Here is a 24,138-nt window from a genome sequence, read left to right on the forward strand (position 1 = left end):
CGGCCCCGCGCTCACCCGGTTCAGGCCCGCAGCTCGAGGATCCGCACGTCGTACGGCGCGAGCTCCACGGCGTGGACCTTGGACTTGCCGCCCAGCTCGGTCAGGTGGCCGGAGGCCGCGACGGGCTTGACCGAGACCGGCGCGTCGGCCTGGCTGACCAGGAACACGAAGCGGCGGCCGTCCCGGTGGCGCAGGGTGTCGGCCGCGACGCGCGGGTCGTCCACGGTCACCGGCCGACGCACGCCGGCGAGCACGGCGAGCGCATCATAAAGACGGTAGGTCGGCTCCGGGTTGACCCGCGGGGTCGCCGCGGCGAAGTGCTCGATCGGATAGGTGCAGAGCACGACGCTGCCGCTGCCGACCCGGCGCCGCAGCAGCGCCGGCCGGCCGCGCTGGTCGACCGCGACGACCTCCGCGCCCTTGGGCCGCACCGGCAGGTAAGCGCGGCTGTGCTCGGTGCCGGCGACCGGGAACGCGAGCGTGGCGCCCTCCGCGATCGTGCCGAACCCCCGCTCGAAGGTGAGCTGCACGCGATCGTCCTCGATCGGGTCGACCATCCCGTAGCGCAGCTGATGCTCGACGCCGAACATCGCGTTGAGGTGCGCGTACCACGGGCCGCGCTGCGACCCGTGCGTGCCGTGGGAGTAGGACGCGTAGACCACCGCGCCGCCCGAGGCCAGCCGCTCCAGGAGATGCCAGCTGGGCGCGGTCAGCTGCTTGGCCGACGGCAGGAGATACAGCCGGCAATCCTCGGCGATCCCGTCCCGCTCGCGGGTCAGCCCGACCGGCAGATCCGCCTCCTTCGCCGCGACGTAGGCCTGCCGCAGCGTCGTGAACAGGTAGCTGCGATCCTCGGCCTCGGTGAACGGAAACGCGCCCTCCAGGTACGACGGCACGATCAGCGCCGCGTCGGCCGGCTCGCGCTCGCAGCCGAGGACGTCGATGTCGGCGAGCACCCGGGCGAAGCGCGCCATCTCCTTGAGCTGCGGCTTGGGGCGACCGTCGGTCGTCGTCAGCCCGAAATGGAGCTCGAACGGGTGATGCCGGTAGGGATCCTGGTCGATGAGGTCGAAATCGGTGTTGTTCCAGCCGATCCAGCCGGTGGCGCCGGCGAGCAGGGTGTTGTGGAGGACCTGCCGGTAGTAATGCGCGGCGTTCTCGTCGGAGACGAAACCCGAGGACACCCCGAACTCCTCCAGCACGACCGGCTTGCCGAGGAAGCCCGTGAGCTCGCAGATGAACGCCGCCCCGTAGTGCTGGCGGACCAGGTCGTTCTCCATCCGGTACACGTGCGGGCCGAGGAAATCGACGAGCGCCCCGAGGTCGCGCACCGAGAACCCGTTGTCGTTGCCGGTGACCTCGATGCCCCACGCGCCGTCGCCGATCGAGATCGGCTGGCTCGCCCCGCCGGCCCGCAAGCCCTGCACGACCAGGCTCGCCCAGCTCGTGACCGTCTCGCGGACCGAGCGCTCGCGCTCGCCGTAGATCGGCATCTCGTTGGAGACGAGCCAGCCGGTCACCGCCGGGTGGCCCGCGAAGCGCCGCGCCATCTGCTCGGCGAACCACGCTTGCCGGGCGACCATGCACACGTCCCCGTAGAGATCGCGCCCGCGCCGCCAGACCGGATCCCAGTTCTCGCCGGACATGTGGCCGACGAGGAGGGTGGGAATGGTGGTCATCCCCGCCTCCACGTGCGCCTCGAGGAAATCGCCGTAGCGCTCCGCGCAGCCCTCGTCGATCCGGTCGGGCTCGGGCATGAAGTGCGGCCAGTAGAAGAACGACCGCGTCATCGTGAGGCCGTGCTCGGCGAGCACCCGGAGCTCCTCGCGGACCAGGGCCGGATCGTAGCTCTGCCACATGAGCGGGCCGCCGCGCCTCGACCAGAAATTGGCCCCGAGCCAGGCGACGGCCTGTTGACGAACAGCGACTTTGGCGAAATTGCGATGCATAGTCCTCACGTCCCGATCAGATTACTTAATCGGTTCAGCGTGCGCTCCGCAAGGGAGGAACGCACCCGCGGCGGCGCGGGGCCGGATCAGGCGCGGGGGGGCGGCGCCGTGCTGCCCCGCGTCGCGAGCGTCGGCGCGCTGCACTCGACGTCGTCGATCGGCTCGCCGGCCACCAGGCGGAGGAGCAGCGCGGCGGCGCGGGAGCCGTGCTCGGCGATGTTGCGGCGCACCGCGGTCAGGGCGGGGTGCACGAGCTGGCACAGCGCCGAGTCGTCCCAGGCCACGATCGAGAGGCGCTCGGGCACGGGGACGCGCATCTCCTGGGCGACGGCGAGCGCGGCCACGGCCATCACGTCGTTGTCGAAGACGATGGCCGTGGGCGGCGCGGCCCCCGCGAGCAGCCGCCGCGTGGCCTGGCCCCCGGCCTCGCCCGTGTAGTCCGCGTGGACCGTCTGCACGCGCTCGATCCGCCGCTGGCGGGCGGCCGCGTTGAACGCCTTGGTGCGCAGCGCGGTGTGCATGAACTCCGCGGGGCCGGCGACCCGCGCGATCGACCGGTGCCCCAGCGCGGCCAGGTAGTCGACCACCGCGCGCATCGCGCTCGCGTCGTCGCTCCACACGCCCGAGAGCCGCCCCTTGCCCGTCGGCCCGCCGACCACCACCGCCGGGAGCTTCAGCTCCTCGACCAGCTTCACGCGCGGGTCGTTCTCGCAGAGATCGACCAGGATCACCCCGTCCACCCGCCGCTCCGCCCACCAGCGGCGGTACGTCTCCAGCTCGGCCGCGCGATCCTCGGTCACCTTGAGCAGCAGCGCCTCCGCCTTCTCGGACAGCTCCGCCTCGATGCCCGAGATGAGCTGCATGAAGAACGGCTCGATGCCGAGCGTGTGCGCGGGCCGATCGATGACCAGGCCGACGGCGCTGGCCCGGCCGTCGGAGAGCGCGCGCGCCGCGTTGCTCGGCTGCCAGCCCAGCTCCGCCGCGATGGCGAGGATCCGCTCGCGCGTCGGCTCCGACACGCCGGGCCTGCCGTTCAGCGCATAGGAGACCGCTCCCTTGGACACCCCCGCACGCCACGCGATGTCCGTGATCGTCGGACGCTTCACGCCTCACCTCCGCTCCAGCCGGTGGAGCGCGCCTCTCGTGTGGACCTGCTCCGCCGCATGGCCCCGGTTGGATAGCACGGCGGCCAGCGGGCGAGCTTCGCGCCGCGCAGGACCGCGCGCCGCCCGAGGCCTGCGCAGCCGCTCCCACACCCCCTCCCAGCGCGGGCGCCGCGGGCGAGGGGCCGCGCTGCCCCGCGCGGCGCCCCGGTCGCGCCGCCCCGCGCGGCGCCCCGCGCGGCGCCCCGGTCAGCGCGCCGAGATCCTCCGGGCTGCGGAGGGGGGAACCGTCTCCGCCCCCGGCGGACACCGTGTTCGCTGAATCGGTTCAGCCTGGTGGCCCGGTTCGTCTGTTGCGGGCGGCGCCGCTCACGCCACTTCCAGGAGCTCGCGCTCGGTGATGCCGAGCAGGAAGAGGATGGCGTCGAGGCCGCTCGCGGACAGCGACGTGTCCGCGGCCTCTCGCAGCTTGGGCTTGGCGCGGAACGCGACGCCGAGCCCGGCGCGCTGGAGCATCAGGAGGTCGTTGGCGCCGTCGCCCACGGCGATGGTCTGATCGAGCAGCACGCCTTCGGCCTGCGCGATGGTCTCGAGGAGCTCCGCCTTGCGCTGCGCGTTGACGATGGGGCCGGTGACCCGGCCGGTGAGCTTCCCGCCCTCGACCTCCAGCGAGTTCGAGTAGGCGTAGTCGATCCCGAGCCGGGCCTTGAGCGCCTCCGCCGCGATCGAGAAGCCGCCGGAGATCACCGCGGTCCGGTAGCCGAGCCGCCTCAGCACGCGGATGAGCGTCTCGGCGCCCTCGGTGATGGGGAGCTCGGCGGCGAGCTTCCGGAGCACGCCGACGTCGAGGCCGCGGAGCAGCGAGAGCCGCTGGCGGAGCGACTCGTCGTAATCCATCTCCCCCTGCATCGCCCGCTCGGTGATCTTCGCGACCTGCTCCGCCACGCCCTTCTCGCGCGCGAGCTCGTCGATCACCTCGATGCGGATCAGCGTCGAGTCCATGTCCATCACGACGAGCCGCTTGCTCCGGCGGAAGAGGCCCTCGCGCTGCAGGGCGAGGTCGAAGCTGTTCTGCATGGCGAGCGCCAGGAGGGCCCGCTTGAGCGCGTCGGCCTCCTCCTCGCGCTGGAGCAGCACCTGGATCTCCACCGACGACAGGCGCTCGACCGACAGCCGCGCGATCTTCTCGATGTTCGCGCCGTGGCGCGCGAGCGTGGAGGCCACGTCGTGCAGCTGCTTGGCGCCGAGCTCCCGCCCGATGGCCGTCACCACGTAGCGGCTCCCCGGGGCGCGCGGCGGCGCGCCGCCGTCGAGCGGCTTGAAGTCGAGCGCCACGCCGAGCTCCTTCGCCGCGAACAGGAGCTCCTTGAGCCCGCTGCGCGTCTCCGGGAAGAGCGCGAGCAGCGCGAGGTTCAGGTTGCCGTGCACCACCACCTGCTCGATGTCGAGCAGCGTGGCGCCGATGTCGCTGAGGACGCCGGTGAGCCGGGCGGTGATGCCCGGGAGGTCCCTGCCGGTGACGGTGACGAGGATGGGATCGGAGGCGGCCATCGCGCGCCCCTTATCAGGGCCGCGCCGCAGGGTCGACGCCGATCCCGCGCGACGCCCGGAAGCCCGGAAGAGCGCCTGTCGCCGCGGAGCCGGGCTCCGTCGCCGTCACCGGTATCGACCGCGCCCCCGCGCCGCCGCCGCGCGCCCGCCGCCGCTCGCCGCCCCTGAGCCCGCGCGCCCGCCGCTCGCCGCCCCTGAGCCCGCGCGCCCGCCGCTCGCCTTGGCGCCCGCGGCCGCGCCCCGCCGGCTCGCCGTTCGCCCGGAGCGCGCCGGCTTCTCCTCGGCCACCTCGCGCGCGGTGCCGGCCTCCCCGTCGCCCTGCTGGGCCTTGAGCTGGCGGAGCTGGTCGCGCAGCCGCGCCGCCTTCTCGAACTCGAGGTTCTCCGCCGCCGCGAACATCTCCTGCCGGAGCGCGTCGATCTGGTCCACAAGGTCGACCGCGGCGCGCGCCTCGGCCGCGGGCTTCGCCGGGCCCTTCGGCACGGCGTAGTAGTCGCGCGTGCCCGACGTGGGCGACAGGTCGAGGATCGCCTTCTTCACCGTGGCCGGCGTGATGCCGTGCTCCTTGTTGTACGCCTCCTGGATCGCGCGCCGCCGGTTCGTCTCGTCCATCGCGCGCTTCATCGCGTCGGTGATGCGATCGGCGTACATCACGACCTCGCCGTGCACGTTGCGGGCGGCGCGGCCGATCGTCTGGATGAGCGAGCGCGGGCTCCGGAGGAAGCCCTCCTTGTCGGCGTCCAGGATCGCGACCAGCGACACCTCCGGCAGATCGAGCCCCTCGCGCAGGAGGTTGATGCCGACCAGCACGTCGAACTCGCCGCGCCGGAGATCGCGGAGGATCTCCACGCGCTGGAGCGTGTCGACGTCCGAGTGGAGGTACCGGACCCGGATGCCGAGCTCGGTGTAATACTCGGTCAGATCCTCGGCCATCCGCTTGGTCAGCGTCGTGACGAGCACGCGGTCGCCGCGGTCCACCCGCTCCCGGATGCGCGCGAGCAGGTCGTCGACCTGCCCGGCCACCGGCCGGATGTGGATCTGCGGATCGATGAGCCCGGTCGGCCGGATGATCTGCTCGACGACCGCGCCGGCCGACTTCTGCAGCTCGTAGTCGCCGGGCGTCGCGCTCACGAAGAGGACCTGGGCGTAGTGGTCTTCGAACTCCTCGAACTTGAGCGGCCGGTTGTCGAGCGCGCTCGGGAGCCGGAACCCGTACTCGACCAGCGTCTCCTTCCGCGCCCGGTCCCCCCGGAACATCGCCCCGACCTGCGGGATGGTCTGGTGCGACTCGTCGATGATGAGGAGGAAATCCTTCGGGAAATAGTCGATCAGCGTGGGCGGGGGCTCGCCGGGCTTCCGGCCCGAGAGGTGGCGCGAGTAGTTCTCGATGCCGTTGCAGAACCCCATCTGCTCCAGCATCTCGAGATCGTACATCGTGCGCTGCTCGATCCGCTGCTTCTCGAGGAAGCGCACGGCCTTGTCGTAGAAGTCGATGCGCTCGCGCAGCTCCTCGCGGATCGCCTGGATCGCGAGCCGGAGCTGCTGCTGCTCGGTGACGTAGTGGGAGCCGGGGAAGACGGCGTAGCGGTCGAGCTGGCCGACCACCTTGCCGCGGACGGGGTCGACCTCCTTGATCGCCTCGATCTCGTCGCCGAAGAACTCGACCCGGATCGCGAGCGACTCCTCGTAGGCGGGGAAGATCTCGACGACGTCCCCGCGGACGCGGAACGTGCCGCGGTGGAAGTCGACGTCGTTGCGCGTGTACTGGATGTCGACGAGCCGCCGCAGGAGCTCGTCGCGGCGGATCTCGGTGCCGCGCTCGAGCTTGATCAGGAGCCCGTGGTAGCTCTCGGCCGAGCCGATGCCGTAGATGCAGCTCACCGAGGCGACGATGATCACGTCCGGGCGCGAGAGCAGCGCGTGCGTCGCCGCGTGGCGCATGCGGTCGATCGCGTCGTTGATGATCGCGTCCTTCTCGATGTACGTGTCGCTCGTCGGGACGTAGGCCTCGGGCTGGTAGTAGTCGTAGTAGCTGACGAAATAGTGGACGGCGTTGTTGGGGAAGAGCTCCCTCATCTCACCGTAGAGCTGGGCCGCCAGCGTCTTGTTCGGCGCCATGATGAGGGTCGGCTTCTGCAGCTTCTCGATCACCTTGGCGGCGGTGAACGTCTTGCCGCTGCCCGTGACGCCGAGGAGGACCTGGAAGGTCTCGCCCTGCTCGAAGGCGGAGCAGATCTCCTGGAGCGCGCGAGGCTGGTCACCGCACGGCTTGAAATCGGAGACGAGCTCGAAGTTTGTGGGCATGGAGCGAAGGACCCTAGTGCGGCGAGGGCCTCCTCGCAACCTCCCGCGCGGTCACGGCCCGCTCCACGCCCCAGAGGCCCCAGAGGTCCGGCCTCGTCGGTGCACCAACCACCGGCCGACCGAAAATTGTCGGCCAGCTGTCGGCCGTGGTCGGACACCGACCACGCGCCGCCCGCACGATGCCGCGCGATGCACCTGCGTGCGGGATGGCGCGCGGGGCGGGGCGGGGCAGGGTGGGGTGGGTGGGGCGATGCGATGCGGCCGGGTGGGGCGATGCGGCCGGGCAGGGCAGGAGGCGCTTGACGACGGCGCCGTGCTGGCGGATTCTAGACGCTGCCGCGTCGTTGTGACGTGAGCCGAACACGGAGGTCAGGTCATGAGTGGGAATACACAGCAAACCCATTGCGCCGCCGCCGTCGTCTCCGCCGCGGCCAGCTGAGCTCGTCTCCACGCCGTAGCGAAGGCGTGCGTGCGCCCTGATCGGCGCGCGCTCGTCCTGCGCTGCGCGCGCGCCTCGCAGGGCATCCGCCCTGGCCGGGCGCGCCCTCCGGCGTGACGTCCTGACGGTCGACGAGCTCCGCGCCGCGGCGGCCCCGCGCGTGGAATGGCCGGCGCGGGCGCGTTCGCGCGCCGCCGCGCCCTTGTCCGTCGATCGCCGCGCGCCGCAGCTCGCGCCGCGCGGCCGAACGCCATGGAGCGCTCGTCCGTCATGCATATCGACTCCGATTTTTCCGTTGATCCGTCTTCGCAGAATGAACCGCGGCCCGATCTGATCGGGCTCGGATGGACTCCCTTCTTCGCGAGCCAGCTCGCGTCCCTGGAGGAGGCCGTGCAGCCGGCGCGCGTCCTCCTCGCCTCCGCCTCGCGGCACCACGTGCAGACCGCGGACGGCCCGCGCCTCGCGGTCGTCAGCGGGCGCCTCGCGCACGAGGCCGCGGGCCGCGCGGCGCTGCCCACCGTCGGCGACTGGGTGGGGCTCAGGCCCGGCGACGGCGCCGGGCCCGCCTACATCGTGCACACCTTCGCGCGGAGCACGTGCCTGCGGCGCAAGGCCGCGGGCCCCGCGATGGAGGCGCAGGTGCTCGCGGCCAACGTCGACAAGGTGTTCATCGTCACATCGCTGAACGCCGACTTCAACGTGCGCCGCCTGGAGCGGTACATCGAGGCGGTCATCGACAGCGGCGCCCGCCCGGTGCTCGTGCTCAACAAGGCCGATGTCTGCCCCGATCCGGGGCGGTTCATCGACGCCGCGCGGGAGGTCGCGCCCGCCGCGCGGATCGCGCTGGTCAGCGCCCTGTCCGGCGCCGGCCTCGACGCGCTCCGCGCCGAGATCGGGGCCGGGGAGACCATCGCCCTGGTCGGCTCGTCCGGCGTGGGGAAGTCGGCGCTCAGCAATCGCCTGCTCGGCGTGGAGGTGCAGCGCGAGGGGGCGATCCGGGCGTCGGACGAGCGTGGCCGCCACACGACCGCCCACCGGGAGCTCTTCGTGATGCCCGGCGGCGGCCTCCTCATCGACACGCCGGGCGTGCGGGAGCTCGGCCTCTGGTCCGACGACGGCGCGGCCCCCGCGGGCTTCGACGACGTCGAGGCCCGCGCCGCGGCCTGCCGCTTCCGGGACTGCAGCCATGACGGCGAGCCCGGGTGCGCGGTGCTGCGCGCCATCGAGGAGGGCGAGCTCGATCCGGAGCGCCTCGGCGCGTACCTGAAGCTCGGGGCGGAGCGGCGCTACCTCGCGCGGCAGCAGGACGTGCGCGCGAAGCTCGAGGAGAAGCGGCGCTGGAAGCAGATCTCGAAGCGAATGCGCGCGAATCCGAAGCAGTAGCCCGCCGGGCGTTCGATTGACGCTCGGAGACCGCGCCGTTAGTCACGAAGTCATGGCGCGCACGGCACCGGTCCCCAACATCCCGGCCATTCCCGGCATGAACCCCGGCGTCTTCGTCATGGGCGGAGGCGCCGGGGGTGGGGGCGCGGGCGGCCGGAGGGGCAATGGCAGCGGCGGTCGACAGGGCGGACGCGGTCGCAACGGCGGGCGCGGCGCGGAAGGCGGGGGCCGCAACGCCTGCAGCCGGCGCGGGAGCTGCGTGCCGACCCACCCCGGCCACCGAGGGCCGGCCTCGCGCGGTGATCCGGTCGACGTCGTGGGCGGCCGGACGTTCGTCGACGCCGAGCCGGACCTCGCGCTCCCGGGCCCGTTGCCATTCGTGCTCGCGCGCTCGTACTCCAGCGATAGCGCGATGGTCGACGTCGGCTTCGGGCACGGCTGGTCGCACTCTTTTGCCTGGTCGGCGCGTGTCGGGCGCAGGGCCGTCGAGGTGACCGATGCCGAGGGGGCGCAGCTGCTGCTGCCCCTGCCCGGGATCGGCGAGGCGCTGCTCGGCGCGGAGGGGTGGGTCGTACGGCGCGCGGCCGAAGAGCGGCTGGAGCTGGTCCGGGAGGACGGGCTCCGGCTCGTCCTCGACGCCCCGCTGGGCGACGGAAAGCTCGGGCTCTCCGCGGTGCTCGACCGTTACAATAACCGGATCTCGCTGACCTACGAGCGCGGCATCCTCGTCGCGTTCGAAGACAGCGCCGGGCGAGCGATCCTCGTGCGCCGGGACGGGAGAGGCCGCATCGCAGCCCTCGAGGTGCCCAGCCAGGACGGCTTCTCGTCCGGCTCGCTGGTCGTGCGTTACTCCTACACGACCGCGGGCGATCTCGCCGAGGTCGTCGATCCCGACGGATTCGTCACCTCGTTCGACTACGAAGATCACCGGATCACGAAGCACCGCTATCCGGGCGGGATGGTGTTTCACTATCGCTATGACGCCCAGGGCCGCTGCGTCGAGACCTGGGGAGCACCGGAGACGGGCGTGGACCCGTGCCTGGATCCCGATCTGCCTGCGACGCTGGCGGACAGGAGGACGCCCGCGAAGGGCATTCTCCATTGCGTCTTCGAGTACGGCCCCGACGGCTACTGCGAGGTCGTCGACGCCGCGCTGATGCAGCGCTACAGCCCCGACGGCGACGGTCGGCTCGACAGGGTGGTCCACAACGCGAGCGTCGTGACGCGTACCTACGACGAGCGCGGCCACGTGGCTTCCTACACCGATCCGCTGGGGGCCACCATCCGCTGGGAGCGTGACGAGTGCGGGCGGCCCTTGAAGATCACCGATCCGATCGGCCGGACGTTGACGGTCGAGCGGGACACGGACGGTCACATCCGGAGCTTCACGGACCCTTCCGGCGCCACGACGACGGTGGAACGCATCGGCCGGCGGCTCGTCTGGAGAGATCCGATCGGGGCGGTCTTCGAGGTGGAGGTCGACGAGCGGGGCCTCACGACCGAGACGGTGGCCCCGAACGGGGGGCGAACGCGCTATCGCTACGACCGGCCAGGCAACCTGATCGAGCGCACCGACGCGCTCGGCCGAACATGGCGATTCTCGTATGATTTCTGGGGCAGGCGGCGCTCCGCGATCGATCCGGCGGGCGCGGTAACCTGGTACTCGTACTCAGCGCGCGGCGATCTGCTCGCGATCACGGACGCCGAGGGGCGCGCCGTGCAGATGACGTACGACGGGCTCGGGAACGTCACCGCCGTGACGTACGCGAACGGCCGGACGGAGCGCTATCGCTGGGGAGGTCTCGGCTGGCTGCATCAGGTGGAGATCGGCGGCGCGGTGACTGCGACCCAGCTCTACGACCGCGAGGGGCGCTTGGTCGCGATCGTCGACGCCGCGGGTGCGCGGCACACCTTCGAGCACGACGCCCGGGGACTCGTGCTCTCCGAGCGCAGCTTCGACGGCGCTCAGCGCCGCTATGGCTACGATCTCGCGGGTCGGCTCACCTCGCTGGTGGATGAGCGCGGTGAGCGCACGGAGCTCCTCTACGACCTCGCCGGCCAGCTCGTCGCCCGCCTCTACGACGACGGATCGAAGGACGAGTTCACGCACGACGAGGCCGGTCGCCTCGTCGACGCGACCCGGGGGCCGGTGCGGGTGGAGCTGCGCTACAATGCGGTGGGCTGGCTCGTCGAGGAACGTCAGACCGTGGGCGCCGAGACGATGACGGTGCACGTCGACTACGACGCGATGGGTAGACCCGTGCGACGCTGGACGGAGCGAGGGCGCGGGGTGGCCTGGGAGCGCGACCTGATGGGCGGCGCGAGCGCCATGATCCTCGGCGCGGGGCAGCGCATCACCTTCGAGCAGGATGAAGGCGGGCGCGAGCGCGCGCGGGTGCTCCCGGGCGGCGGGCGCATCGAGGTGGAGCTCGGCCCTGAGGGGCTCCTCCGCGCGCAGCGCGTGCGCCGCACGATGACGACCGCGTCCGTGAGGCCGGGCGAGCCGGCATGGGTCGGCGAGATCGACGCGGGGCTCACGGTGGCTCGGCGGTACAACCGCGACGCTGACGGCGAGCTGCTCCGTGTCGATGACAGCTTGCTCGGCGCATTTCGGCTCGACCGGGATGCGCTCGGCCGGCTCGCCGCGCTGGTTGGCGATCACGAGGGCGACGGGACAAGGACGAGACACTACCTCTTCGATCCGACCGGCAATCTGCTGCGTGGACCGGCGGGGGAGCCGGCGGAGTTCGGCCCGGGCAACCGGCTCAAGCGGGTCGGGGGCCGGGAGGTCGCGACGGACGCCGCCGGCCGGGTGATCGCGATCACCGAGGGCAAGGCAGACCATCGCCTCATCACGCGCTTCGTGTGGGATGCGACCGGCCTCCTCGAGGCCGTCGAGCGGCCCGACGGCACCCGGGTGGAGTTCGCCTATGACACCTTCGCTCGCCGGCTCGCCAAGCGGGTGATCGATCCGGCCGGGCGCACGCTCTCCTCCACGCGTTACGTTTGGGATGGCGCGCGCGTGCTCGAGGAGCGCCGACGGACGGCGGAGGGAGAGCGGATCCGCGTCTTCTTGACCGACGACGACAGCGGGGCTCCGCTGGCTCAGGCCGAGGGGAAGGAATGGTTCTTCTGCGTGGCCGACGAGCTCGGCGCGGTCCACCACCTGGTGCAGGGCGACGGACAGCTGGCTGGATCCACGTTGCGCGATCCCTGGGGAGGCGTGGAGCGGCGCGAGGGGGACGCGGAGGCGCCGCTGGGCTTCCTGGGGCAGATTGCAGACGAGGAGACGGAGCTCTTCTACAATCGCTATCGCTATTACGACCCCAGGATCGGGCGCTATCTGAGCCCCGATCCGCTCGGCGTCCATGGCGGTCTGAACGTCTTCGCCTACGCCGACAACGACCCGTCGACGCACGTCGACCCCGACGGCCTGCTCCCGATGGCGGTCATCACGCAGCCGGGCCGCCCGGACATCGTCGGGCGGAGCGGCCAGGTGCCCCAGCGGGGCGATCCTGGCTTCGATCCTGCCGTCGGCTATGCGCACTACAACGCCCGCGTCGCGCTCGGGGGCGGGCCCGGGCGCCAAGCGGGCAACGAGGGGTGCGCCGAGATCGCCGCCTTGCACCAGATGGCGCAGCAGATCCGAGCGGATAACCCGAACCGCCGGATGAGCCGGGCCGAGGTGCGGCGGGAGATGCAACGGCGCTTCCGGAACGGCGCCCGCATCTCGACGAACAACGGGATGAACGGGGGCGGGCCCGCGATGTGCCCTTGCCACATGTGCGCGCAGACCTTCCGGGAGCTCGGGCTTCACCCGGGCAACATCAACCAGGGCGCCGCGGCCAACGCGACGGGCGGGGTCGCCGCGCCGAACCCGGGAAGGGGCAACAACCGGGGGCTGTGGGACGGGCAGTCGATCTGGCGCAACAACCGGAACGACAACACCTCGCGCCAGGAGAACGACGCTGCGAACGGGTTGATCGGGGCAACCCAGCCGTCGAGGACGCCTCCTTTCACCGGGACCTGAGCGGAGCCTGAGATGGTGGAGCTGGCATGAGCGGGACCGCTGGACGAACCGTGGAGGACACGTTCCGGACCGCGCTCGAGGAGGCCGCGGCGGCGTGCGGTGGAGATTCGGAGGTCAGCGCTGCGGTCACCGCCGTGCTCGAGCGCCTCTCCTGCGGGACGACGGCCACCCTCGTCGCGGACGACGACTCGGACCGTTGGGCCGTGCTCGGCGGGGTGATCGCGGCGCTGCGTGGTCGAGGCGCGACCGTGGTGCTATGGCCGATCGGGCGAAGGTGGGGCACGGCGCTGCCGCTCGCTAGCGTCGAGGCGCTGGTCGCCGCGCTCGCGGCCGTGGATCCAGCGTTCGACAGCGGTCAGATGCCGGCCACCAGCGAGGACGTCGCCCACGATGCGCGCCTCCGGCTCTCGAGCGAGGCGCTCCAAGCCCTCGGGACGGTGCTCATCGTGGACGCGCCCGAGGACGCGGTGGGGCTCTCGCCGGGCACGATTTTGGACGAGGGGCCGGAGAACGGCGTTCGGGTGCTGCGCAGTGTCCGCGAAGGAGCCGGCGGTACGGAGGAAATCCGGTTGCCGGGGCGAGGCGCCGCGAAGCAGCTCCCTGGAACCGGCGGCATGGAGGGGCTCACCTCGGCAATCGCCGTCGCCCTCGCCCCCGCGCCGATCTCGGTGCTCGCCGCGGCGGCGGGCGTCGATCCGGAGACGGCCGCCGCGTGGCTCGCCGAGGCAGCGGGACCGGGCGGGCGGCTGCTTGTCGAGGGCGGGAGAGTGACCTATCGCGACAGCGGATGGCGGGCCGGCGTGGAGGCAGCGCTCGCGCCGGCGGAGCTCGGGCGAGCGCACGCGAGGTTCGCGGAAGCGGCACGTCGCGCCGCGTGCGGCGAGGCTCCGGGCAGCGACGAGAGGGCCTATTGGGCGGGGTGCCGCGCGGGCCATCTGGTGCTCTCGAGGGCGCCGTGGACCGCGTTCCCCGAGCTCGTCGAGCCAGCGTGGGAGGCGTTTTGCGCGGCGGCCCAAGCGTCGCCGCGCGGCCGCGTCGACGACGCGCGCCTGGCGCGGCGGGCGGCGCAGCGCGCGGCCGTCGGGATCATCGAGCAGCCCGAGACGTCCGCGGGGATCGTCGCCGCGAGGCGCGAGGACGTCGAGCCGGACGAGAGGGCGCGCGCTGCGGCGTTCGCGGTCCACGCGGCGCTGGTCGAATCGTCCCTACGATCGCGGCTCTGGGTGGATGGAGGGCCCCTCGCGGACAGCGCGGCCGCGGCGCAGCTCCTCGCCAGCTGGGCCGAGCGCGTTCGCGGCGCCGCACGCGAGCGCCTGGCAGCGCGCTCGCGCGAGGTGGCGCGGCGAGAGCCCTGCTCGGCTCGAGCGCTGCTCGCGGCGGCGACGGTGAGCCCGAGCGGGGAGCGGGCCGCGCTGCTCGATGAGGCGCTGCGCCGCCTACCCGAGGACCCCACGGAGCGGCTGGAGGTGCTCTGCGCCGCGGCGAGCGTGCTCGGAGGCGAGGCGCCGGGAGCGACGGAGCATGCCGCCGAGCCGTCCTCCGGCGGAACGCGCTCGACCGAGGCGCGCTCCGCGGCGAACGACGGGCTCGCAGCGGCGGATTCGGCGGGCGCCGCGCTCGACGACGTCCTCGCGCAGGTGCTCGCGCTCGTCTCGAGGGAGCTCCTCGGGTCTTTCCAGCGCGCCACGGCGTCCTGGCCGGCGGCGCTCTGCGCCCGCGCGGTCGACGCGACGGGGCCGGAGCACCCGTCGCGGCGCGCGGTGCTCGCGCTGCTCTCGCCCAGGCTGAATGAGCAGGTCCGCTCGGCAGCGGCGGATTGGGTCGCGCGCGACGCCCTCGCGGCGCTCGCGGCCGGCAAGGCGTGGGACGCGTCGGTCTACGAGGACCTGCGGCGCGTGGCGCCGTTCGTCTCCCTCGAGGTCGCGCTCGAAGCGAACGCGCAGCGGGGGCTCATGGACGCGCCGGGGTCGCGGCGCGTGATGCCCGCGCTGCTCGAGCGGCTCCGGTCGCTCGGGGCTCCCGTGGACGCCGCGGGAGCGAGCGACGCGCGCCAGGGAGCACAGGCCAGGAAAGGCGCTCGGACGGCGCGCGCGAGCTCCTCGCAAGGCGCGTCGCCCGAGCTCGCCGCAGGGGCCGCGGGCAGCAGGGGGGCAGCGGGGACGGCGGAGGCGCTCGCGGCACCGGAGGCGGAGGCGCTCGCCGTCCAGGGGCCGGATCGCATGGCGGCCCTCGCCCAGGCGGCGCTCGCGGTCCCGCCGGAGCGCGCCGCGGCGCTCGCGGAGCTCGCCGTGCTCGCGGCCGAGGAACATCCGCCCGGGGACAGCTGGGGCTACTTCCTGCTCGCGCAGCTCGGAGGTGTGCTCTCGCTCGAACGAGCGGCGCAGGTGCTCGGATGGGTGCTGGATGCCGTCACCGGCGCTCCGCTGCGGTCCGACATGCTCTGGACCGGGGACGGCAACGACCTGCGACAGGTCGCCCCGCTGCTCCTGCGGATCGGCGGCGACGCGCTGCTCGTCGACGCGGGCGAGTATGTGGCAGAGATCTCCGCCCGCTACACGTGAATCGGCCAGACAGCGCGGCCTGCCTTCTTCGGCGTGCCGCCCGCGTCCTCGCCGCGCGAGGTGCCGCCCGCACGGTCGCTACGCGGAGCGCGCGCCCGCGGCAGGCCGGCCCTTCGCGGCGCCCCGCAGCGCGTGGACGATCCCGTCTTGCAGGGACCCGAACGTCGCGACCCCGTCGAGGTCGGCCCCGATCTCGACAAGCGCCCTCGCCACGTCCGGGCGGATGCCGCTGAGCAGCACCCGCGCCCCGAGGAGCCGCGCCGCGCCGACCGAGCGGATGAGCCCGTGCACGGCCTGCTGATCCACGGTGCGCACCCCGGTGATGTCGAGGATGACCACGCTCGCGGCCCTCTCGGAGAGCGCTTGCAGCAGCGACTCGGTCATGCGTGACAGCCGCTGCTCGTCGAGCGAGCCGACGAGCGGGACCACCATGATCCCGCCGGTGATGGGGATGATCGGCGTCGAGAGCTCCTCGACGAGGATCGTCTGCCGGTGGACCGCCTCGCGGAGCCGCCAGCGCTCCTCGTCGGCCCGCCTGCTCTCGGTGAGGTCCCGCGCCACGCAGACGAGCCCGTGGACCTGCCCGCCGTCGGTCCGCATGACCGAGGCGAGGAACGACACGGCGACGGCGCGCCCGTCCCTGCGCAGACAGACCCTCTCGTCGCGCGCCCCGCCCGCGTCGATGAGCGCGCCGGCCGCGAGCCCGGGGAACACGACGTCGAGGGGCCTGCCGACGAGCTCTTCCCGGGTGTACCCCGAGAGGTCGCAGGCGGCCTGGTTGACGCTCCGGATCCCGCTGTCGAGGTCGGCTACGACGAGGAGGTCGAGCATCGATTCGATGATGCTCGTCACGTACGTCGTGGAGACCGTCGAGCTCGCGAGCTCCTCGCCGAGCATGTTCAGCCCGGCCGCCATGGCGTCGATCAGATCGTTCCTGTCGCTGACAGGCGCCTTCCTCGCGTAATTGAACCCGACGAGCGCGACGACGACCTCCATGAGCTCTTCCAGCCGCTGGCTCAGCTCGTCCTCGGCCGGGCGCGGCGCCGCGAGCGGTGCCGCGAGCGATCGCAGCGCGGAGAGGGCCTGGTCGAGCGGATCCGCCCCGAAGGCCGGCGGCAGGGCGCCGCGCCGCTCGGCCGGGAGCAGGCGCAGCACGAGCGCGCAGAGCTCGGCCACGCGCGGATCGTCCAGTGGGCCTGTGCCCATCAGTCAGCGAAGCCTCTCAGCCATTGAATCGCCTCCCTCTCCTCGGTGAAGAGCCGAACGGGCTTGGCGCGGTTCCCGTAGACGGTGAGGAAGATGTTGCCGATCATCCGCGCGATCGGGCGCCCGCCGAGGAGCGCCATCGCGCGGTACGCCTGCGTCGCCTCCTCGGATGCGTAGTAGTTGCGCGCGTCCAGGTCCGTGGCCTTGCACCGCGTGAGATCGCACAGGACCGGGTACGGCCTGCCCCTGCTGAATCGCTTGTTCGCGGCGATGTTCTCCTTCGCGTCGGCGAGCGTCTGGACCGCGCCCTCGTCGACATCGAAGCGGACGATCCCGTTCTCCCTATCGAAGGAGAACTCCCCGGTCCGCGTCTTCAGACGCTCGTCTCCGAGCTCGTTCACGTCCCCCCCTCTCGCCGGTTCGCTCGTAGGGCGGGCCCAATGCGACGCGCAGGCCCGTAGTCGCGCCCCACCCGCGTCGATCGCCGGTCCACCCCTGCCGCCGACCATGCGCTCATCGCGCCCCCTGAGATTCGGTTGTAACACCAACCTGCTCGGAATGTCCAAGCTCTTTACAAGGTCTGTGTAGGGCGGAATCCCATTTACGCGATGTGGCAGAGAGATGGTTGGCGTACCAACGAAGAGAGGTCCGGTGGGCGCAGGGATCGGGGCGATGCTTCAAGGCGCAACGGTCCATGCCCTGGAGCATCGTGGACAGAAGCCTTGTGCTTCGCGAGGCTGATATCGAGGCTCGATCTCACGACCGGCGTCTCGCCCTCACGCTCTCCCCCCGCCGCGCCTCGGGAAGAGCCATCGGGAGGGGGTGGCGCGCGCGGGGGTGGCGGGGGAAGGGCCCCACGAATCCGAGCGCCGGCCTGCATCGAAGCGAGTCGCTCCTGGTCCTCCCTCACCCGTTCAGCGGGCCATCGCCACCACAAGGCGCGAGTTCGTGGGAAGGGCCCCCCGCCACCCCCGCGCGCGCCACCCCCTCCCGATGGCTCCCCCGCGCCCCGGCTCTTCTCCCCGCCCCCCGCCCCCGGGCCCCGCGCCCCGTCAGATCCCGTACTGCCGCAGCTTCTTGTGGAGCCCCTCGCGCGTGATCCCGAGCGATTTCGCCGCGTTGGTCTTGTTGTTGTTGTGCCCGCGCAGCGCTTCCAGGAGGAAGAACTTCTCGACCGCGTCCATCATCTCCTTGAGCGATCCCTTGGGCGTCCCCGCGCGCGCCACGAGCCCCTCGACCTGCCGGATCCGCGGCGACAAGAGCTCCGGCGTCGCGAACGCCCCCGGATCCAGCTGGATGACGAGCCGCTGCACCTCGTTCTGGAGCTCCCGGACGTTGCCCGGCCAGTCGTAGGCGACCATGAGCTCCATCGCCTGCTGGCTGAACCCGCCGCACGGCTTGCCGATCTCGTCCGCGTAGCGCTCCAGGAAGTGCGCCGCGAGCAGCGGGATGTCGTCCCGCCGCTCGCGCAGCGGCGGCAGGCGGATCGGGAACACCTTGAGCCGGTAGTAGAGGTCCTCGCGGAACCGCCCCTTGGCCACCTCGTCCTCGAGGTTCCGGTTCGTCGCCGCGACGATGCGCACGTTGACGTGCTTCGGGCTCGTCGCCCCGACGGGGCGGATCTCGCCCTCCTGGAGCGCCCGGAGCAGCTTCGACTGGAGCGACAGCGGGGTCTCGGTGATCTCGTCGAGGAAGAGCGTGCCGCCGTCGGCGATCTCGAACAGGCCCTTCTTCTCCTCGGTGGCGCCCGTGAACGACCCCTTCTTGTGGCCGAAGAGCTCGCTCTCCAGGAGGCTCTCGGCCAGCGCCGCGCAGTTCTGCGCGACGAAGAGCTTGTCGCGGCGGCGGGAGCGGTAGTGCACGGCGGCGGCGATGAGCTCCTTGCCCGTGCCCGTCTCGCCCTCGATCAGCACCGTGACGCGCGTATCGACCACCTTGTCGAGCTGGCCGATGACCCGGCGCATCGCCTCGCTGTTGCCGATGATGTCGACCGCGCCCCCGCCCCGGCGCTTCTCCTCGCGCCCCTTGAGGAAGCTGTTCTCCTTCTGGAGCCGCTCCTCGGCGAGCACGAGCCGCTTGATCAGCCGGGCGTTCGCCACCGCGAGCGACGCGTTCGCCGCCAGCACGAGCAGCGTCTCCAGATCGCCCGCGTTCAGCATCCCGGGCGCGCTCCGGTTGTCGGCCTGGAGCACGCCGATGATCTCCTCGCCCTTCCAGAGCGGCACGGCCAGCGTGCTGCGGATCGAGGCGCCCATCAGCGACTCGGTCTGCCCCACCTCGATCGGCGCGTCGGCCGCGAGCACCGCCGCCCGCTCCTTGATCACCTTCCGGTACACGCTGCGCGTGATCGGCACCGGCCCCGCCGGCGGCGCCCCGCGGCCCGACGGGGAGCGGACGCGCGTCAGCACCGGGACGAACGCCGCCGGCGCCGCGCCCGGCTCCTGGTCGTCGTCGCGCAGCACCACCGTGACGTGCGTCGAGCTCGGCACGAGGGCGAGCACCGCGTCGGCGATCTCGGCGAGCACCTCGTCGAGATCGTCCGCGGCGCCGATGCGCTTCTGCGCCGCGTACATGGCCGAGAGCGCGCTCGGGTCGCGCTCGATCTTCGCCTCGGCGGGCTCGATCTCGTCGAGGCGCCGGATCGAGACGACCCGCGCGTCGTCGGCCTCCTCCGGGATCTTCACCACCATCCGGGTGACCGCGTCGCCCGAGCCGAGCTCGATGACGTCCCCCGTCTGGAGGGCGACCGCGCTGCGCCCGGGCCCGAGCTCGAGCCGCTCGCCCCGGCGCACCACGCTCGTCCCGTTCGTGGAGCGCAGGTCCTCGAGGATCACCCCGTCGGCGCCGTTCACGATGCGCGCGTGCGCCCCGGAGACGTGGCGATCGTCGAGCACGACCCGGTTGTCCGGAGAGCGCCCGAGCGTGATGAGCTCGCCCTGGAGCTCGAAGGCGCGCCCGGCAGCGAGACCCTGGGTTACCTCGAGCACGATCATGGTTCGTTCAGCCAGGAAGGCCCCGTGGGGAAGGCCCGGAGTAAACCGTCAAGACGGAGGAGATGCCAGGAAAAACCGGGGAGCCCTGCGCTCGGGCGAAACATCGCACCCGGAAGGCGCTCGGCAAAGAAAATCTGGGATCAGGAGGTCGCGTCGCGCTTCGTTCCCGCGCACGACCCCGGCCCGCGCACGACCCCGGCCCGCACGCGACCCCGGCCCGCGCGCTTCGTTCCCGCGCGCGCCCGCGCGCGACCCCGGGGCCGAGCGCGGGGCGGCGCGCGCGGCGGCGGCGCTTACTGGGCGCGGGCGGTCAGGCGGTAGATGACCGTCTTGAAGGGCGCGTTGCCGGAGATCTTCTCCGGATCCTTCGAGGCCTCGCCCTCGTCGACGATCTTCTGCAGCTTGGTCGCGACCTCGGCGTCGCCCTTCGGCGACAGCGAGTCGATGACCGAGACCGACACGAAGCGCACGGCCGCGTTCGAGACCTTCGGCAGCGCGTCGATGATCTGCTGTCGGACGTCGGGGGAGCCGAGGACGCCCGTCATGTAGGCGGCCTTGATCCCCTGGAACTGCGTCTCCTTCGCCTGCGACGCCGGGTCCCCGAGCTTGCCGACGTAGCAGTCGACCTTGGTCCCGCAGCCGTTCAGCAGGTCCTTCGCGAGCTTGATCTCCTTCTCCATCGACTTGCCGACCGTGCCGCCGCCGCTCGTGCGGGTGTTCGCGAGCCGGTCGACGTCGGCGACCTGGTCGGGCTTCATCAGCTTGAGCGCCGTCTGGAGCGAGACGTCGCGGATCTGCGCGACGTCGTCCTCCTCGCCGCGCGCCTCGAGCCCCGTCTTCACGAGCCACGGCACGAGGCTCGCGTCGAAGAAGTTGCCCGCCGCCTCGGCGAGCATGACCCGCGCGTTGAGGCCGGCGGGCGGCATCTCGAGGCTCGCGGGCGTCTTCTCGTACGCCGCCTGGAACGCGGCGAGGGTCTCCGGCGTCTTGGGCACCTTGGTGAGCTCGCGCGCGATGATGGCGCGCGGCACGTCCTCGGCCTTCTCGAGCGCGGAGAGCAGCGGCTGCACCGACTCCTGCCGGCCGATCGTCGCCAGGACGAGCGCGGCGGCCGCCACGTGGGCGGTCTCCGCCGCCTTCTTCTGCTCCGCGCTCGGCTTGTCGCCGGCGGCCTTCAGGTTCTCGACCTTCGAGTACTCGATGAGCTCCTTGTGCTCGCCCTGGAGCAGCTGGATCGCCGGCTGGATCGCGGGCTTGCCGATCTTCGTGAGCGCGAGGATGGCCGTCGCGGCGGCGTCCGCCTTGATCGGCGACAGCACCACCTTGAGCAGCGGCACGACCGCCTTCTCGCTGCGCTGCCAGCCGAGCAGCTCGGCCGCGGTGATCTGCCAGAACAGCTCGTTCCGCATCGTGGTGACGTCCTTCGGATCGTTGATCGGACGCCCGAGCATCGTGATGAGCCCGTCCTCCCACGACTTGCTGTTGATCTCGATCATCGCGTCGTGCACGTCGCGCGAGATCGTGGAGCCCTTCGGCTTGCCGTGCTGGAGCTTCGTGAAGACGGCCATGAGCGGCTCGGCGGCCTTCTCCGACTTCATCGCCCCGAGGCCGCGCACGGCCCAGCGGACGTCCTCCTCGGTCGACTCGGGCTTGTAGTCCTTGAGCGCCTTGATGAGGCAGGCGTCGCCGCGCGGGTCGCGCGTGTCGGAGATGAACTTGATGAGCTTCGAGTTCGTGCGCTCGTCGAGGTCGCCGGCCACGCACCGCTGCGTCATCGGCTCGATGATCTTGTCGAGGAGCGGCTTCACGGTCGGGCCGTTCCGGTCCTTGTTGTCGCGCGTCATCGCGTCCTCGAAGAACTGGACGAGCCGGTTGACCGAGGGGGTAACCGTCGCCGGGTCGTCGAGCCGCTTGACGTGCGTCTCGGGGTCGTTCTCGTCGGCGCACCCGGCGACGATCCCTGCGGAGAGCGCCATCGACGACGCGGTGGCGGCCCCCAGGAGGAGCGAGCGAAGGAGCGGCAGGATGCTGCGTGCTGAGCGGGACATGGTGTTTCCTCCGGGACCTCGGTGATGCTGCCGGCCTGACCTCGCCGTCGCGAGGCGCGCGAAAGGAGAGGCGGTCAGCGGCTAGCCTTCGTTAGCCTGAGGGGACGAAAGTGGACAAAAACAGCGCGCGGCAGGGGGCGCGGCCCCCCTTCGGCCACGACGTGGCGCCGCTCCGCCATGGAAACGGCGGAGCCGAAACTATTCGGCGCCCGGGGACGTGTCAACGCGAGCGCGGCACGGACACGAGCCGGCGGATCCCCGTGGCGAACAGCCGGTCGGGGATGACACGGCGCAGCGCGACGAGCGCGCGAGCGTCCCGGCCGATGAGCGTGCGGAACGGCGGCGAGGGCGCCTCGATGAGGCGGAGGATCGCCGCCGCGACCGGGGCGGGCGGCGGGGCCTTGGCGGCGTCCTGGAGGATGAGCTGCTCGAGCGTCCGGGTCATGGCGGCGTAGGGCCCGTCGGGCGAGATGTGGGCGCCGCGACGCTGGTTCTCGAAGAAAATTTCGGTCTTGAAGGTGCCGGGCTCGACGAGGCAGACGTGGACGCCGAACGGGGCGACCTCCCAGCGCAGCGCCTCGCTGAAGCCCTCGACGGCGTGCTTCGTGGCCGCGTAGACGCTCACGCCGGGGAGGCCGACGAGCCCGGAGACGCTCGAGACGTTGACGACGCGGCCGCGTCCGGCGCCGCGCATGGCGGGGAGCACGGCGCGCGTCACGGCCATGAGCCCGAAGACGTTGGTCTCGAACTGCGCGCGGACGTCGTCGTCCGCCTGCTCCTCGAAGGCGCCGCCGACGGCGATGCCGGCGTTGTTGACGAGGGCGTAGGCGGGGCCGTGCTTCTGGAGGATTTCCCGGACCCGGTCGGGGGCGTTCGCCGCGGCGACGTCGAGCTGCTCGACCTCGAGCGACGCGCCCGCCGCCGCGGCCGCGGCGAGGAGCGCGCCGGCCTTGTCGGGGCGGCGCATCGTGGCGACGACCCGGTGGCCCGCGGCCGCGCAGGCGACCGCGGTCGCGAGGCCGATGCCGCTCGAGGATCCGGTGATGAGGATGAGGTCACTCATGGGGGAGGGGGCGAGTATAGACGAGGTGCGAGGATTCACGAGAGCGACAAACGGGATGAAATAGCTCGAAAGAGCAGAGATTCGAACCGCGTCAGCCGTCTCCCGTGCTCGTCTCCCGTCTCCCGTCTCCCGTCTCCCGTCTCCCGTGCTCGTCTCCCGTCTTCCGTGCGCGTCCTTCGTGCGCGTGCGCGTGCGCGTGCGCGATTCCCCAGAATCAGCGCGCACGCACACGAGAGAGGCAAGACGTGAGGACGGAGGACGAAGACGAGAGCCGGTGTACCAATCCCAGCTGAAAACCGCTCTAGACGAATACCGAATCGGTACACGGCTGCCGCGACACACGGCCGCGGCCGGGATCACCCGATGATCATCGCCTCGCTGAGGAGCCGGCCCTCTTTGAAGCGGCGCAGGTTCCAGCGATCGAACAGCGGCAGGGCCGTGCCCTCGGCGATGTGCTGCGCGATGAGCTTGCCCATCACCGGCGCGATCATGAACCCATGCCCCATGAACCCGGAGGCCTGATAGAAGTGCTCCACCTCGTCGACCCCGCCCACGATGGGGTTCTGGTCGGGCGTGAGGTCGTAACAGCCAGCCCACTGCCGCAGCACCTTCACGCTGCCGAGGACCGGGCACGCCGTGACGAGCGCCCGCGCGTACAGCGCGAGGAACTTGTGGCTCGACCCCATGTCGAGGCCCTCGGGCACGTCCTCGTTGGAGATGCCGCCCACAATCTCGCCGCGCATCGACTGGGAGAAATAGAGGCCGTTCGACAGGTCGGCGACGAGCGGGCCGAGCCAGGGCTTGAGCGGCTCGGTCGAGCAGATCTCGTGGCGGTGCGGGCGGTTCGGCAGATCCACGCCGAGCATGCGCGCGATCTCCGGGCTCCACGCGCCGGCGGCGTTGACCACCCGGTGCGTCCGGATCTCGCCGCGATCCGTGACCACGGCGTCGATGCGCGCGCCCTGCGTGCGGAAGCCGAGGACGTCCGTGAAGGTGGCGATGTCGACGCCGAGCTTCTGGGCGCGCTCGGCGTAGCCCCAGACGAACGGCCAGGGGAACACGACGCCGTCGTCGGGGTTGTAGCTCGCCGCGACGACGCCCTCGGTGGAGAGCTCCGGCACGAGCGCGCGCGCCTCGTTCGCCGTGAGCATCCGCGTCCCGAGGCCGCAGTCGTTCTGCACGGCGACGCTCTTCTCGAGCGTCCGACGGCCGGCCTCGCTGCGCACGAGGAAGAGGTAGCCGCCCTGCCGGAACCAGATGTTGATCTTCATCTCGCGGGCGAAATCGCGGCAGATGCGGATGCTCTCCTGCATGAGCCGGATGTTCCCCTCGCTCGAGAACTGCGCCCGCACCCCGCCGCCGTTGCGGCCGCTGGCGCCGCCGCAGAGGTAGCTCCGGTCGACCACGACGACGTCCGTGATGCCGTGGTGCCGCGCGAGGTTGTAGGCGATCGCGAGGCCCATGATCCCCGCGCCGATGATGACGATCTCCGCCTGCGCCCGCATCGC

At 71.9% G+C, this 24,138-nt stretch carries 13 protein-coding genes; 3 read left to right on the forward strand and 10 right to left on the reverse strand.

Annotation, left to right across the window (positions count from 1 at the left end):
* Positions 1-20: 20 nt before the first annotated feature.
* From WME83_RS04615 to uvrB, 4 genes are all read right to left on the reverse strand, one after another.
* Positions 21-1,949 (reverse strand): glycoside hydrolase 5 family protein, encoded by a 1,929-nt coding sequence (locus WME83_RS04615; protein ID WP_437318033.1) that lies wholly within the window; start codon positions 1,947-1,949, stop codon positions 21-23.
* Between the two features lie 86 nt (positions 1,950-2,035).
* Entirely contained in the window at positions 2,036-3,055 is a 1,020-nt protein-coding gene (locus tag WME83_RS04620) for a LacI family DNA-binding transcriptional regulator (protein ID WP_437318034.1), read from the reverse strand.
* A 366-nt stretch (positions 3,056-3,421) separates the two neighbouring features.
* On the reverse strand, positions 3,422-4,603 hold the full coding sequence (gene serB, locus WME83_RS04625; protein WP_437318035.1) for a phosphoserine phosphatase SerB: 1,182 nt from the start codon (positions 4,601-4,603) through the stop codon (positions 3,422-3,424).
* Between the two features lie 105 nt (positions 4,604-4,708).
* Positions 4,709-6,907: an excinuclease ABC subunit UvrB gene (gene uvrB, locus WME83_RS04630; RefSeq protein WP_437318036.1), complete on the reverse strand. Its 2,199-nt coding sequence runs from the start codon at positions 6,905-6,907 to the stop codon at positions 4,709-4,711.
* A 709-nt stretch (positions 6,908-7,616) separates the two neighbouring features.
* On the opposite strand from uvrB, the gene rsgA reads away from it, so the two are divergent.
* The 3 genes from rsgA to WME83_RS04645 are packed head-to-tail and all read left to right on the forward strand — an operon-like array spanning position 7,617 to position 15,320.
* On the forward strand, positions 7,617-8,729 hold the full coding sequence (gene rsgA / locus WME83_RS04635) for a ribosome small subunit-dependent GTPase A (RefSeq protein ID WP_437318037.1): 1,113 nt from the start codon (positions 7,617-7,619) through the stop codon (positions 8,727-8,729).
* A gap of 16 nt (positions 8,730-8,745) precedes the next feature.
* Positions 8,746-12,759, forward strand: coding sequence for an RHS repeat-associated core domain-containing protein (locus WME83_RS04640; protein ID WP_437318038.1), 4,014 nt, complete (start codon positions 8,746-8,748; stop codon positions 12,757-12,759).
* A 26-nt stretch (positions 12,760-12,785) separates the two neighbouring features.
* Positions 12,786-15,320: a hypothetical protein gene (locus WME83_RS04645; RefSeq protein WP_437318039.1), complete on the forward strand. Its 2,535-nt coding sequence runs from the start codon at positions 12,786-12,788 to the stop codon at positions 15,318-15,320.
* A 78-nt stretch (positions 15,321-15,398) separates the two neighbouring features.
* On the opposite strand, the gene WME83_RS04650 is transcribed toward WME83_RS04645, so the two are convergent.
* From WME83_RS04650 to WME83_RS04675, 6 genes are all read right to left on the reverse strand, one after another.
* Positions 15,399-16,526 carry a PAS domain S-box protein gene (locus WME83_RS04650; protein ID WP_437318040.1) on the reverse strand — a complete coding sequence of 376 codons (1,128 nt, stop codon included), beginning with the start codon at positions 16,524-16,526 and terminating at the stop codon, positions 15,399-15,401.
* Positions 16,526-16,927 (reverse strand): DUF7793 family protein, encoded by a 402-nt coding sequence (locus WME83_RS04655; protein WP_437318041.1) that lies wholly within the window; start codon positions 16,925-16,927, stop codon positions 16,526-16,528. Before WME83_RS04655 ends, WME83_RS04650 begins: the two co-directional genes overlap by 1 nt.
* A gap of 651 nt (positions 16,928-17,578) precedes the next feature.
* Positions 17,579-19,519, reverse strand: a complete 1,941-nt coding sequence (locus WME83_RS04660; RefSeq protein ID WP_437318042.1) for a sigma 54-interacting transcriptional regulator — start codon at positions 19,517-19,519, stop codon at positions 17,579-17,581.
* Between the two features lie 293 nt (positions 19,520-19,812).
* Positions 19,813-21,567, reverse strand: coding sequence for a hypothetical protein (locus WME83_RS04665; RefSeq protein WP_437318043.1), 1,755 nt, complete (start codon positions 21,565-21,567; stop codon positions 19,813-19,815).
* 220 nt (positions 21,568-21,787) lie between these two features.
* Positions 21,788-22,630: an SDR family oxidoreductase gene (locus tag WME83_RS04670; RefSeq protein ID WP_437318044.1), complete on the reverse strand. Its 843-nt coding sequence runs from the start codon at positions 22,628-22,630 to the stop codon at positions 21,788-21,790.
* Positions 22,631-22,986: 356 nt separating this feature from the next.
* Complete coding sequence (locus WME83_RS04675) at positions 22,987-24,135, reverse strand: NAD(P)/FAD-dependent oxidoreductase (protein WP_020732896.1); 1,149 nt, start codon at positions 24,133-24,135, stop codon at positions 22,987-22,989.
* Between the last annotated feature and the right edge of the window lie 3 nt (positions 24,136-24,138).

The organism is Sorangium sp. So ce385 (assembly GCF_051474135.1).
Taxonomy (GTDB): domain Bacteria; phylum Myxococcota_A; class Polyangia; order Polyangiales; family Polyangiaceae; genus Sorangium; species Sorangium cellulosum_D.

Coding starts and splice junctions, on each gene's coding strand:
- WME83_RS04615 (WP_437318033.1), bottom strand. CDS start 1,949: ATGCATCGCAATTTCGCCAAAGTCGCTGTTCGTCAACAGGCCGTCGCC.
- rsgA (WP_437318037.1), top strand. CDS start 7,617: ATGCATATCGACTCCGATTTTTCCGTTGATCCGTCTTCGCAGAATGAA.
- WME83_RS04675 (WP_020732896.1), bottom strand. CDS start 24,135: ATGCGGGCGCAGGCGGAGATCGTCATCATCGGCGCGGGGATCATGGGC.
- WME83_RS04645 (WP_437318039.1), top strand. CDS start 12,786: ATGAGCGGGACCGCTGGACGAACCGTGGAGGACACGTTCCGGACCGCG.
- WME83_RS04665 (WP_437318043.1), bottom strand. CDS start 21,567: ATGTCCCGCTCAGCACGCAGCATCCTGCCGCTCCTTCGCTCGCTCCTC.
- serB (WP_437318035.1), bottom strand. CDS start 4,603: ATGGCCGCCTCCGATCCCATCCTCGTCACCGTCACCGGCAGGGACCTC.
- uvrB (WP_437318036.1), bottom strand. CDS start 6,907: ATGCCCACAAACTTCGAGCTCGTCTCCGATTTCAAGCCGTGCGGTGAC.
- WME83_RS04660 (WP_437318042.1), bottom strand. CDS start 19,519: ATGATCGTGCTCGAGGTAACCCAGGGTCTCGCTGCCGGGCGCGCCTTC.
- WME83_RS04670 (WP_437318044.1), bottom strand. CDS start 22,630: ATGAGTGACCTCATCCTCATCACCGGATCCTCGAGCGGCATCGGCCTC.
- WME83_RS04650 (WP_437318040.1), bottom strand. CDS start 16,526: ATGGGCACAGGCCCACTGGACGATCCGCGCGTGGCCGAGCTCTGCGCG.